Genomic DNA, 12865 nt, shown 5'->3' on the forward strand with positions numbered 1-12865 from the left:
CGCGATGCGCTTGTGCTGCTGCCGTATCGCGCGAGCGGCGCCGAGCTACCGTCGGAAAAGGACGGAAACGCGAGCGTCGAGACGGTTCAGCTCACCGCGAGCGGCCAGGGCACTCGGCCCGGTGTGCAAGGGAACTGGGTTCCGTCTGCCGCGGGTGAGGAACTCCTCCTCGCAATCCGAAACCGGTGGCTGCGCCAATTCCGAGACGGACATTAGGAGAACGCGATGAGCATGAAAACCAGGTTCAACGCCATGGCCAAGAAGGCGGCCTACGCCGCGGGCACGCCCTGGGCCTTCGGGACTGCGGCGCTGGCGGTGGTGCTCTGGGGCTGCAGCGGTCCGGTGTTCGGATTCAACGACACCTGGCAACTGGTCATCAATACCAGCACCACGATCATCACCTTTCTAATGGTGTTCCTGATCCAGCACACCCAGAACGCCGATACGGCGGCGATGCAGATCAAGATCGATGAGCTGATCAATGCGACGCGCGGCGCGAACAATGCCCTGCTGGATCTTGAGGAACTGGACGAGCAGGCGCTGGAAGAGCTGCGCAAGAAGTACGAGGAGTTGGCCAGAGAGGCGCGGGATCGAATGGGTCGGACCCGCTCGGATACGACCTGAGCGTCGATGTCTCTTCGAGTGCCTATAGCGCCTTGACTAGGTGCGGTGCAATTTTCGCGACGCTGTTAAAAGCAGCTCAGCGTTTCCACTACATTCCCGCGCCAATCCGTAACGCGCCCGGGTCCAGGGTGGATTCGACCTGCCCCGATGCGCACGATGCCGAACAGGCGTCGTCAACCTTCGGCCTGACCGCGTTCGATACAAGCCGAGATCAGGGACGCTCAAAGGCGCGCTGGGCAATTCCGCACCGACCGGCGCTCGTTCTGCGCCCTGCTTCAGGAGTGACGCCATGATATCCCGCACCGCCGACGACAAGCCCCACACCGATCTGAAGAACCCGGACGCCAAGCACGACGAGGCGCTGGAGGAAACCTTTCCGGCAAGCGACCCGATCTCGCCCTTCGTGCCGGCGGTGAGAGACGAGGGCAACGAGGAACATCGCGACGTCTCCAATGCGCACAGCGACCATGCCAAGGGCCACACGCCGGACAAGGTGCTCAACGACGAAGAGGCGCTGCGCAAGCACCACGACAAGCCGGAGGATCCCAAGCAGTCCCCGGTCGACCCCGAGCATGACTATTCCGACCCCAGCGGGCAGCGTGACTGACCGCGTCTGGTCGAGCCGCCCGATCAAGGGCGGTTCTTGTAACGCTCCGGCGCGATCGCGCCGGGGCGAGGGGAGCCCCACCGCTGACCGCAGTCTTAACCGCAGCGCCGAGCGCCACCGTGTGTGAAGCGCACACCATCTCGCGCTAGTCTTCTGACCGACCTGTCACCCCGTGACGCGCACGAACACGTGGTCTGGACATCGGCATCACGCGCCGTGGCCGGGGATCGGGCGAGGCTAGGGGTCAGCTTCGATTGTCGAACGGGCGGCCACGCCGTCCGTCTCGCGTCCGCCATCCCACCCAGCTGGAAGGAACAGCCAGGCATGAATCCCTCATTCGACGTGAAACTCACGCGCCGCGATCTGCTGATCACCGGCGCCGTCTCGACGGCCGGCGCCGCCTCGGCCAGTCTGCCGTCCACCGCGCAGGCGATGGCCGCGCCGGCCGCGCCGGAGAAGATCAGCAAGCAGCGGGTCGCCTTCGAGGTCAACGGCAAGCCGGTCACGCTCGAAGTCGATACGCGCACCACGCTGCTGGACGCGCTGCGCGAGCATCTCAAGCTGACCGGCACCAAGAAGGGCTGCGACCACGGCCAGTGCGGCGCCTGCACGGCGCTGGTGGACGGGCGCCGCATCAATACCTGCCTGAGCTTCGCCGTGATGCACGAGGGCAGCAAGGTCACCACCATCGAAGGCCTGGGCCAGCCGGGCAACCTGCATCCGATGCAGGCCGCCTTCGTCAAGCACGATGGCTATCAGTGCGGCTATTGCACGCCTGGGCAGATCTGCTCGGCGGTGGCGGTGCTGGACGAGATCAAGCAGGGTGTACCCAGCCATGTCACCGGCGATCTTGAGGCCAGGCCCAAGTTCACGGTCGACGAGGTGCGCGAGCGCATGAGCGGCAACATCTGCCGCTGTGGTGCGTATTCGAACATCGTCGAGGCGATGAGCGACGTGGCGGGAGAGCGCGCATGAAGGCCTTTTCCTACGAGCGTGCGGGATCGCCCAAGGACGCCGCCGCCGCGCTGCTGAAGACGCCCAACGCCAAGTTCATCGCCGGCGGCACCAACCTGATCGACCTGATGAAGCTGCAGATCGAGACGCCCACCCACCTGGTGGACGTCAACGGCGTCGGGCTGGATCGCATCGAGGCCACCGACGAGGGCGGCCTGCGCATCGGCGCGCTGGTGCGCAACACGGACCTGGCCGCCGACAAGGTCGTGCGTCGCGACTACCCGCTGCTGTCGCGCGCCCTGGTGTCGGGCGCCTCCGGCCAGCTGCGCAACAAGGCGACCACGGCCGGCAACCTGCTGCAGCGCACGCGCTGCCCGTACTTCTACGACACCGCCCAGGCCTGTAACAAGCGCATGCCCGGCAGCGGCTGCGCGGCGATCGAGGGCTTCAACCGAACCCTCGCCGTCGTTGGCGCCAGCCCGGCCTGCATCGCCACCCACCCGAGCGACATGGCCGTGGCCATGCGCGCGCTGGACGCGACGGTGGAGACCACCAACGCCGAGGGCAAGACCCGGCGCATTCCGCTGGATCTTCTGTATCGCGCGCCCGGCACCACACCGCATCTGGAAACCACGCTGGAGCGCGGCGAGTTCATCACCGCCGTGACCCTGCCCAAGCCGGTCGGCGGCACGCAGGTCTATCACAAGGTGCGCGACCGCGCGTCCTACGCCTTCGCGCTGGTGTCGGTGGCGGCGATCGTGCAGCGCGACGGCAGTGGCGCGGTCGCCCTGGGCGGCGTGGCGCACAAGCCCTGGCGCAAGCCGGAGGCCGACGCGGCCATGCCGCAGGGGGCCAAGGCCGTGGCCGATCAGCTGCTGGCCGGCGCCAAAACATCCGAACACAACGCCTTCAAGCTGCCGCTGGTCGAGCGGGCACTGGGCGCGATCCTGGCCGAAGCGAGGGCCTGAGCATGAAATTCGATACCCCCGCCACCACCAATCCGATCGACCAGGGCAAGGTCGTCGGCCGCGCCCAGGACCGCATCGACGGGCCGCTCAAGACTACTGGCACCGCGCCTTATGCCTATGAGCATCATGACGTGGCGCCCGGCCAGGTCTATGGCTATCCGGTATGCGCCACCATCGCCAAGGGCCGCATCCGCTCGATCGACACCGAGGCGGCCAAGGCCGCACCCGGCGTCCTCGGCATCGTCACCGCGGCCAATGCCGGCAAGCTGGGCAAGGGCAAGATGAATACCGCGCACCTGCTCGGCGGCCCGGAGATCCAGCACTACCACCAGGCCGTCGCGCTGGTGGTCGCCGAGACCTTCGAGCAGGCGCGCGCCGCCGCGCATCTGATCAAGGTCGACTACACCCGCAGCGATGGCGCCTTTGACCTGGCCAAGGCCAAGGGCCAGGCGAAGATGCCGAGCGATTCGCAGGACAACAAGGACACCGCGCACGGCGACTTCGCCGGCGCCTTCGCCAGCGCGCCGGTCAAGCTGGATGCCACCTACACCACGCCCGACCACAGCCACGCGATGATGGAGCCGCACGCCTCCATCGCGCAGTGGGAGGGAGATCAGCTGACGCTGTGGACGTCCAACCAGATGATCGCCTGGAGCGTGGGTGACGTAGCGCTGACCCTGGGTATCCCCAAGGAGAAGGTGCGCCTGGTGTCGCCGTATATCGGCGGCGGCTTCGGCGGGAAGCTGTTCGTGCGCTCCGATGCGGTGCTGGCGGCGCTGGGCGCCAAGGCGGTGGGGCGGCCGGTCAAGGTGACCCTGCCGCGGCCGCTGATCATCAACAACACCACCCATCGCCCGGCCACGCTGCAGCGCATCCGCCTGGGCGCCACGCGCGAGGGCAAGATCACCGCGTTCGGCCACGAGAGCTGGTCGGGCGATCTGGAAGGTGGCCAGCCGGAGACCGCCGTCTCGCAGAGCCAGCTGCTCTACGCGGGCGAGAACCGTATGACCGCCATGCGCCTGGCCGTGCTCGACCTGCCCGAAGGCAACGCCATGCGCGCTCCGGGCGAGGCCTCGGGGATGATGGCGCTGGAAGTGGCCATGGACGAGCTGGCCGAGAAGCTGGCCATGGACCCGGTCGAACTGCGCATCGTCAACGACACCCAGGTCGATCCCAACCATCCCGAGCGCCCGTTCTCGCAGCGGCACATGGTCCAGTGCCTGCGCATGGGCGCGGACAAGTTCGGCTGGAACCAGCGCAGCGCCAAGCCCGGCACCCGCCGCGAAGGGCGCTGGCTGATCGGCATGGGCATGGCCACCGCCTTCCGCAACAACCTCAACATGAAGTCCGCCGCGCGCGTGCGCCTGGGCGCGGACGGCGTGGTTACGGTGCAGACCGACATGACCGACATCGGCACCGGCACTTACACCATCCTCGCCCAGACCGCCGCGGAGATGATGGGCGTGCCGCTGGAGCGGGTGAAGGTGGAGCTGGGCGATTCGTCCTTCCCGGTCTCGGCCGGTTCGGGCGGGCAATGGGGCGCCAACAGCTCTACGGCCGGGGTGTATGCGGCCTGCGTCAAGCTGCGCGAGGCCGTGGCCGGCAAGTTCGGCATGGACGCGAATAGCGCCCGCTTCGAGGACGGCATGGTCGTGGCCGGCGGCCAGCGCAAGAAGCTGGCCGATGCGGCGGCCGATGGCGAACTGGTGGCCGAGGACAAGATGGAATACGGTGATCTGGCCAAGAAGTACCAGCAGTCCACCTTCGGCGGCCACTTCGTCGAAGTCGCGGTGGACAGCGCCACCGCCGAGATCCGCATCCGCCGCATGCTCGCGGTGTGCTCGGCCGGCCGCATCCTCAACCCCAAGTCCGCGCGCAGCCAGGTGATCGGCGCGATGACCATGGGCGCCGGCGCGGCGCTGATGGAGGAGCTGGTGGTGGACAAGCGCCTGGGCTTCTTCGTCAACCACGACCTGGCCGGCTACGAGGTGCCGGTGCATGCCGACATCCCGCACCAGGAAGTGATCTTCCTGGAGGAGACCGACCCGATCGTCTCGCCGATGAAGGCTAAAGGCGTGGGCGAGCTGGGCATCTGCGGTGTGGCCGCGGCGATCGCCAACGCGGTCTACAACGCCACCGGCGTGCGCGTGCGCGACTACCCGGTGACGCTGGACAAGTTGCTCAAGGAGATGCCAGCGCTGACAGCCTGAACGTCGTGGCCGGGCCGGGCATTGTCCCGGATCGACTCCCGCTTCATGGTTCGGTGGAAGCCAAGCTTCCGATCACATCGCGACCTGCTTGTAGAGCGGAGCTTGCTCCGCTGCATTTCGGCCGGATCGTAGAGAAGGTCCAGCGGAGCAAGCTTCGCTTCATTTCGGTCGGATCAATGGGAAGGCCCAGCGGAGCAAGCTCCGCTGCGTTTCGGCCGGATCGTCGGGAAGGCCTAGCGGAGCAAGCTCCGCTCTACGGGTGGGGTCGCCCTTGGCCAAAAAAGCCACCGGGCGGCTCGCATGGGATCGGGTCGGCATTCCGCGAGGACTTGTCGCACTTGGCGCCGCCGCGAACGTTACTGTCCGGCGCGCTGCCACGCCCGTCCGGACCGATGCCGCTCTGAGGCAAAGAACCGCTCACACGCCGCAATCCCCTGCCCGGGAGAGGATCCAAAAAAACGGTTTGACCGATCCGGGAAGTGCCATTACTATTTGCGCCCCGATCGGCCCCAAGGGCTCGCATCGAGGGCGGTTAGCTCAGCGGTAGAGCATTGCCTTCACACGGCAAGGGTCGCAGGTTCGATCCCTGCACCGCCCACCAAGTCACACGAAAAAGCCGGCCTTGCGCCGGCTTTTTCGTGTCTGTTGCGCGAAGCCGGCGCAACAGCTGCGCCGGCCCGCCACCTGTCGCCTCAGCTCAGCACTTCCTCCAGGATGCGCTTGCCGTCGTGGCGCGCATCGTGCTCGGTGTCCTGTTCCTGCTCGGCCTGCGCCTTCATCAGCGGGCAGTGCGCGCTCATGTAGTCGATCTCCAGGTTGAGGCGTTCGAGCAGGAAGTCGACGAAGGCACGCACCTTGGGTGACTGCACATGGCCGCGCGGGAAGACCGCGTTGAGCTCGTACTCGCCACCCATCCAGCCGGCCAGCACGCGCTGGACCAGACCATGCTCGACGAACGGCTTGACCATCACGTCGGCCGAAAGCAGCAGACCCTCGCCGCACAGCAGCGCACCCTTGAGCGCGGACGGATCGTTGGCCACCAGGATCGGATTGATCGCGAACTCCCGCGCGCCGTTGCCATCGTTCAGCGACCAGCTGTAGCTGTGGCCCTGGCGGTGCTTGGTCATGGCGAAGGTGCGGTGGTACTGCAGATCGTCCGGGTGCAGCGGCTCGCCGTGCCGGGCGATATAGCTGTTGGCGGCGAACACCTGCGTGTACAGCACGCCCAGCTTGCGTGCGATCAGGTTGGAGTCGGGCAGGTTGCCCAGGCGCAAGGCCACATCGACCTCGCCACCGATCAGGTCCATCGGCTCGTTGCTCAGCAGCATCTCCACCCGCACCTCCGGATGGCGCGCATGGAACTCGCCGAGCAGCGGGGCGATCTTGTCGATGCCGATGGAGTAGGGCGCGGTGACGCGCAGCCAGCCGCGCGGGCCGGCGTGCAGCTGGCCGACGGCGCTCTCGGCCTCGGCCAGTTCGCGCGCGATGCGCTGGCAGTGTTCGTAGTAGACGTTGCCGGCTTCGGTCAGGCCGAGCTTGCGCGTGGTGCGGTGCAGGAGCTGCGCGCCCAGGCGCGTTTCCAGCTCCTGGACCTTGCGGCTGACCGTGGTCTTGGGCAGCCGCAGTGCGCTGGCGGCGCCGACGAAGCTGCCCTTCTCGACCACCTTGACGAAGATCAGGGTGTCGTTGAGATCGTGGGACATTGGAGTCCTCCTTGGCGGGGGAAGAGGGATTGGACCGGGAGCGGGATGATTATTCCCCTAAATCTGGACTAATCAAGTCCTGCATGCAGGCCTAAGGTGGCGACCTGTCCTGATCACTTGGCCCACCGCCATGTCCCTGCTGACCCGCCTGCGCCGCTTCCTGGCCCCCGAGAACCGCCGGAAAATGGAGATTTCACCGGTCTCCACCTTGCTGCGCGCCCGCCAGGACGCGGGTTTCCGCGACTTTGCCCCGAGCCGCCGCAATCAGCTGGGTGCGGCCCGGGTCACCGGTCGGCTGGGTCGCGATTTCGGGATTATCCCGATGGCGGGAGGAAAACTCCCATGAGTGGGATGATCAGGCCCGCCACCCCGTTGGCCGCCTCGCTGGTGCTAGGCGCCGATGGCGCGGCCGGTGCCGGCGTGGTCGCCGCGCTGATCGAGGCCGGCAGCCCGGTCGTGGCGGTGGGCGCGCCGGGCGAGATGATGGACGCGCTGGCCCAGGCCCATGGCGAAGAGCCCGGCCTGCACCTGCTGCGCCAGCCGCTGCCGCTGGACGAGGCGGCCGCCGCCGCGCTGGCGGAGCAGCTGCGGGCCCATGGCGTGCGCCTGCATGCCGTGTTCGCGCATCTGTTCGCCCCCTCGACCAGCGGGCGCCTGCTGGACCAGCCCGCCGCCCGCCTGGAGCAGCGCCTGTCGCACGACGTGGTCGCGCACCTGGCGCTGGCGCGCCATCTGCTGCCGCTGCTGCAGGACCAGGACGGCACCCGCCACTACGTGATCCTGGGCGGGCCGGCCACCGAATGCGGCTGGGCCGGACACGGCCACGCCTCGGTCGGCTCGGCCGCCCTGCACATGCTGGCCAAGGTGCTGCACGAGGAAGCCGTCCCGCTGGGCGTGCGCGTGCAGCTGCTGGCCGTGGCCCACCCGCTGTCCACGCCGAAGAACCGCGCCCATGCCTGCGCCGGCTGGCCCGATGCGCTGAGCGTGGGCCGCAGGGCGGTCGAACTGCTGCGCCCGGCCGCTTCCGGCCGCGTGCGCGCCGTCGTGCCCTTCGATGCGGCGTGGGTGCCGCCGCCGGTACGCACCCTGTTCGACGCGCTGCCCAGCGCGCCCACTGTCTCTTCGCTTGACCTCAACCGTGGTTGAGGTCGCAACCTCGCCGCGCCTTTTCGTTTTCCCCACCAGAGTCTTCGTCATGAATCCTTCCCGCACCGACTCCTTCTTCCGCTTCCGCGCCCGTCGCCTGTCCTCCTTCGCGCTGCTGGCCTTGTCGGTGGCGGTGATCGCCGGCTGCAACAGCGACGCCGCCGAGACCGCCGTCCCGCCGCCGCCCGCGGTGAGCGTCGCCCCGGTGCTGATCAAGCCCATCCGCCAGTGGGACGAATTCAGCGGCCGCATCGAAGCGGTGCAGACCGTGCAGCTGCGTCCGCGCGTGTCCGGCTACATCGAGTCGGTCAATTACCGCGAGGGCGATGAGGTCAAGGCGGGCACGGTGCTGTTTACCATCGACGCGCGCAGCTACCGCGCCGCGCTGGCCCAGGCCCAGGCCCAGCTGGCCCGCGCGCGCAGCGCCGCCAGCCAGGCCACCGGCGAGGCCGACCGTGCCCGCAAGCTGGCCGATCAGCAGGCCATGTCCACCGAGCTGTACGAACAGCGCCGCGCCACGTCCAACGAGGCCGCCGCCGAGGTGCAGGCCGCGCAGGCCGCGGTGGACGCCGCGCGCCTGGACCTGGAATGGACCAAGGTGCGCGCGCCCATCGACGGCCGCGCCGGCCGTGCGCTGGTCACCGCCGGCAACCTGGTCGGCGCCGGCGATGCGGCCAGCGTGCTGACCACGGTGGTGTCCGACCAGGTGCAGGTGCACTTCGACGCGGACGAGACCACCTTCCTGCGCTATGCCGAACTGGCGCGCAAGGGCCAGCGGCCCAGCGGCCGCGAGGGCGGCCTGCCGGTGCAGGTGGCGCTGGTCGGCGAGGACGGCTATCCGCACGCGGGACAGGTGGACTTCGTCGACAACCAGCTCTCGCCCGGCACCGGCACCATCCGCGTGCGTGCGCTGATGGACAACGCCGACCGCAGCCTGGTGCCCGGCCTGTATGCGCGCGTGCGCCTGCCGGGCAGCGGCGAGTTCAAGGCGATGCTGGTCGACGATGCGGCCATCCTCACCGACCAGGACCGCAAGTACGTCTACGTGGTCGACGCGCAGGGCAAGGCGCAGCGCCGCGACGTGCAGCTCGGCCGCCTGGCCGACGGGCTGCGCATCGTCAACGGCGGCCTGCAGGCCGGCGACAAGGTCGTGGTCGAGGGCGTGCAGAAGATCTTCATGCCCGGCATGCCGGTGCAGGCCAAGACGGTGGTGATGCAGCCGCCGGCGGCCAAGCCGGCAGAGCAGCGCACCACCGCGATGAACTAGCGCGGCCGGGTGGGGTTGGAGCCGCCATGGCGGCGATGGGCATTCCCTGAAAAGCCCTATCGCCGCCATGGCGGCTCCCACCTCCACCCCACAGGCAGGAATGCAACACGCAATGAAGCCTCGCTCCGGGAAAGGAGCGAGGGCGGCGTCGCTCACTTTCAGGAACACCACCCCATGAACATTTCCAGATTCTTCATCGACCGGCCGATCTTCGCCGCCGTGTTGTCCATCGTGATCTTCGCCGCGGGCCTGATCGCGCTGCCGCTGCTGCCCACCGGCGAATACCCCGAAGTGGTGCCGCCGTCGGTGGTGGTGCGCACGGTGTACCCGGGCGCCAACCCCAAGGTCATCGCCGAGACCGTGGCCACGCCGCTGGAGGAGCAGATCAACGGCGTTGAGAACATGATGTATCTCAAGTCGGTGGCCGGCTCGGACGGCGTGCTGCAGATGACCGTCACCTTCCGCCCCGGCACCGACGCCGACGATGCGGCGGTCAAGGTGCAGAACCGCGTGGCCCAGGCCAATGCGCGCCTGCCCGAGGACGTGCGCCGCCAGGGCGTGACGGTGCAGAAGCAGTCGCCGACCTTCCTGATGGTGGTGCACCTGACCTCGCCCAAGGGCAAGTACGACAGCCTGTATCTGCGCAACTACGCGCGCCTGCACGTCAAGGACGCGCTGGCGCGCATCCAGGGCGTGGGCGATGCGCAGGTGTTCGGCGGCGGCGATTACGCCATGCGTGCCTGGCTCGATCCCGAGCGCATCGCCGCGCTGGGCCTGAACGCCAGCGACGTGGTCGGCGCCATGCGCGAGCAGAACGTGCAGGTCTCCGCCGGCCAGCTCGGCGCCGAGCCGATGCCGGGCAGCAAGTTCCTGACCCTGATCAACGCCCAGGGCCGCCTGCGCACCGAGCAGGAGTTCGGCGACATCGTGCTCAAGACCGGCAGCGACGGCCAGGTGGTGCGTCTGCGCGACGTGGCGCGGCTGGAGCTGGGCGCCGGCGACTACACGCTGCGCTCGCAGCTGGACGGCAAGAACGCGGTCGGCATCGGCATCTTCCAGGCGCCGGGCGCCAATGCGCTGCAGATCCGCGATGAGGTCATCGCGACCATGGACGAGCTGACCAAGCAGTTCCCCGAGGACGTCAAGTACGAGGCGGTCTACGACACCACGATCTTCGTGCGCGATTCGATCAGCGCGGTGGTGCACACCCTGCTGGAGGCCGTGCTGCTGGTGGTGCTGGTGGTGATCCTGTTCCTGCAGACCTGGCGCGCCTCGATCATCCCGCTGATCGCCGTGCCGGTGTCGGTGGTGGGCACCTTCGCCGCGCTGTACCTGCTGGGCTTCTCGATCAACACCCTGACCCTGTTCGGCCTGGTGCTGGCGATCGGCATCGTGGTGGACGATGCGATCGTGGTGGTGGAGAACGTCGAGCGCAACATCGAGGAAGGCCTGACCCCGCTGGCCGCCGCGCACCAGGCCATGAAGGAGGTCTCCGGGCCGATCATCGCCATCGCGCTGGTGCTGTGCGCGGTGTTCGTGCCGATGGCCTTCCTGTCCGGCGTGACCGGCCAGTTCTACAAGCAGTTCGCGGTGACCATCGCCATCTCCACGGTGATCTCGGCGATCAACTCGCTGACCCTGTCGCCGGCGCTGGCCGCGCGCCTGCTCAAGGGCCACGACGCGCCCAAGGACGCGCTGTCGCGCGGCATGGAGCGGGTGTTCGGCCGCTGGGTGTTCCGCCCGTTCAACCGCTTCTTCAACCGCAGCTCGTCGCGCTACCAGGGCACGGTCTCGCGCATCCTGGGCCGCCGCGGCATCGTGTTCGGGATCTACATCGTCCTGCTGCTGGCCACCGGCGTGATGTTCAAGGCGGTGCCGGCCGGCTTCATCCCGACCCAGGACAAGATGTACCTGATCGCCGGCGTGAAGCTGCCCGAAGGCGCCTCGATCGAGCGCACCGACGCGCTGCTGCGCAAGGTCTCTGACATCGCCATGCACACCGAGGGCGTGTCGCACTCGATCTCCTTCCCCGGCCTCAACGCGCTGCAGTTCACCAACACGCCCAATACCGGCGTGGTGTTCCTGACGCTCAAGCCGTTTGCCGAGCGCCATCGCAGCGCGCTGGAGATCAATGCCGAGATCAACCGCAAGATCTCCTCGCTGGGCGAGGGCCTGACCTTCTCGATGATGCCGCCGCCGATCCTGGGTCTGGGCAACGGCAACGGCTACCAGATGTTCATCGAGGACCGCGGCAACCTGGGCTACGGCGCGCTGCAGAACGCGGTCAGCCAGTTCCAGGGCGCGGTGTCGCAGGTGCCGGGCATGAGCTTCCCGATCGGCACCTACCAGGCCAATGTGCCGCAGCTGGATGCGCAGGTGGACCGCACCAAGGCCAAGGCCCAGGGCGTGGCGCTGACCGACCTGTTCGACACCTTGCAGACCTATCTGGGCTCGGCCTACGTCAACGACTTCAACCAGTTCGGCCGCACCTGGCAGGTGATCGCCCAGGCCGATGCGCCGTACCGCGAGACGGTCGAGGACATCGCCCGCCTGAAGGTGCGCAACGCCGCCGGGCAGATGGTGCCGGTGGGCTCGATGGTGGACATCAAGCAGACCTACGGCCCCGACCCGGTGCTGCGCTACAACGGTTATCCGGCCGCCGACCTGGCCGGCGAGGCGGACGCACGTGTGCTGTCCTCGGCCGAGGCGATGCAGAAGCTGACCGACCTGGCCGCCCAGGTGCTGCCCAACGGCATGCATATCGAATGGACCGACCTGAGCTACCAGCAGGCCAGCCAGGGCAAGGCGGCGATGGTGGTGTTCCCGCTGGCGGTGATGCTGGCCTTCCTGGTGCTGGCCGCGCTGTACGAAAGCTGGACCCTGCCGCTGGCGGTGATCCTGATCGTGCCGATGACGCTGCTGTCCGCGCTGTTCGGCGTGTGGCTCAGCGGCGGCGACAACAACGTGTTCGTGCAGGTCGGCCTGGTGGTGCTGATGGGCCTGGCGTGCAAGAACGCGATCCTGATCGTCGAATTCGCCCGCGAGCTGGAGCTGGGCGGCAAGGGCATCGTCGAATCCGCCCTGGAAGCCTGCCGCCTGCGTCTGCGCCCGATCGTGATGACCTCCATCGCCTTCATCGCCGGCACGGTGCCGCTGGTGTTCTCGCACGGCGCCGGCGCCGAGGTGCGCGCGGCCACGGGCGTGACGGTGTTCGCTGGCATGCTGGGCGTGACCCTGTTCGGCCTGTTCCTGACCCCGGTGTTCTACGTGGCCCTGCGCAAGCTGTCCGGCCGTCAGCTGGTCCATCACGACGCGGCCCCGGCTCTGGCGCAGACCCATCCGCAAACCGCGCACTGAGCGCGTCCTTCCTTCTCGTTCCCAACACG

Annotated in this window: 10 protein-coding genes and 1 tRNA gene; 10 read left to right on the forward strand and 1 reads right to left on the reverse strand. The window is 68.1% G+C overall.

Annotated elements, in window-relative coordinates:
* Positions 1-225 precede the first annotated feature (225 nt).
* The 6 genes from WFQ05_RS01265 (at position 226) to WFQ05_RS01290 (ending at position 5964) form a co-directional block, all read left to right on the forward strand.
* Positions 226-624 carry a low affinity iron permease family protein gene (locus tag WFQ05_RS01265; RefSeq protein ID WP_130519573.1) on the forward strand — a complete coding sequence of 133 codons (399 nt, stop codon included), beginning with the start codon at positions 226-228 and terminating at the stop codon, positions 622-624.
* Between the two features lie 289 nt (positions 625-913).
* Entirely contained in the window at positions 914-1231 is a 318-nt protein-coding gene (locus tag WFQ05_RS01270) for a hypothetical protein (protein WP_235871764.1), read from the forward strand.
* A gap of 324 nt (positions 1232-1555) precedes the next feature.
* Positions 1556-2206 (forward strand): aldehyde dehydrogenase iron-sulfur subunit PaoA, encoded by a 651-nt coding sequence (gene paoA / locus WFQ05_RS01275; protein WP_130531111.1) that lies wholly within the window; start codon positions 1556-1558, stop codon positions 2204-2206.
* Positions 2203-3153, forward strand: a complete 951-nt coding sequence (locus tag WFQ05_RS01280; protein ID WP_337052293.1) for a xanthine dehydrogenase family protein subunit M — start codon at positions 2203-2205, stop codon at positions 3151-3153. Before paoA ends, WFQ05_RS01280 begins: the two co-directional genes overlap by 4 nt.
* A 2-nt stretch (positions 3154-3155) precedes the next feature.
* Positions 3156-5363 (forward strand): aldehyde oxidoreductase molybdenum-binding subunit PaoC, encoded by a 2208-nt coding sequence (gene paoC, locus WFQ05_RS01285; RefSeq protein WP_337052294.1) that lies wholly within the window; start codon positions 3156-3158, stop codon positions 5361-5363.
* Positions 5364-5889: 526 nt separating this feature from the next.
* A tRNA-Val gene (locus tag WFQ05_RS01290) sits at positions 5890-5964 on the forward strand.
* A 91-nt stretch (positions 5965-6055) separates the two neighbouring features.
* Here the strand turns inward: WFQ05_RS01290 and WFQ05_RS01295 are convergent.
* The gene (locus tag WFQ05_RS01295) at positions 6056-7066 is read right to left on the reverse strand and encodes a LysR substrate-binding domain-containing protein (RefSeq protein WP_337052295.1); all 1011 of its coding nucleotides are present in this window, start codon (positions 7064-7066) and stop codon (positions 6056-6058) included.
* Between the two features lie 130 nt (positions 7067-7196).
* Here WFQ05_RS01295 and WFQ05_RS01300 point away from each other — a divergent pair, with 130 nt between their 5' ends.
* The 4 genes from WFQ05_RS01300 to WFQ05_RS01315 all read left to right on the forward strand — a co-directional run bounded on the left by WFQ05_RS01300 (position 7197) and on the right by WFQ05_RS01315 (position 12836).
* Entirely contained in the window at positions 7197-7412 is a 216-nt protein-coding gene (locus tag WFQ05_RS01300; protein ID WP_130522355.1) for a hypothetical protein, read from the forward strand.
* Positions 7409-8212 (forward strand): SDR family oxidoreductase, encoded by an 804-nt coding sequence (locus WFQ05_RS01305; RefSeq protein ID WP_337052296.1) that lies wholly within the window; start codon positions 7409-7411, stop codon positions 8210-8212. Before WFQ05_RS01300 ends, WFQ05_RS01305 begins: the two co-directional genes overlap by 4 nt.
* A 49-nt stretch (positions 8213-8261) precedes the next feature.
* The gene (locus WFQ05_RS01310; protein WP_337052297.1) at positions 8262-9479 is read left to right on the forward strand and encodes an efflux RND transporter periplasmic adaptor subunit; all 1218 of its coding nucleotides are present in this window, start codon (positions 8262-8264) and stop codon (positions 9477-9479) included.
* Between the two features lie 174 nt (positions 9480-9653).
* On the forward strand, positions 9654-12836 hold the full coding sequence (locus tag WFQ05_RS01315) for a multidrug efflux RND transporter permease subunit (RefSeq protein ID WP_337052298.1): 3183 nt from the start codon (positions 9654-9656) through the stop codon (positions 12834-12836).
* The last annotated feature ends 29 nt before the right edge of the window (positions 12837-12865 follow it).

The organism is Pseudoxanthomonas sp. USHLN014 (genome assembly GCF_037153335.1).
Lineage (GTDB): Bacteria > Pseudomonadota > Gammaproteobacteria > Xanthomonadales > Xanthomonadaceae > Pseudoxanthomonas_A > Pseudoxanthomonas_A winnipegensis.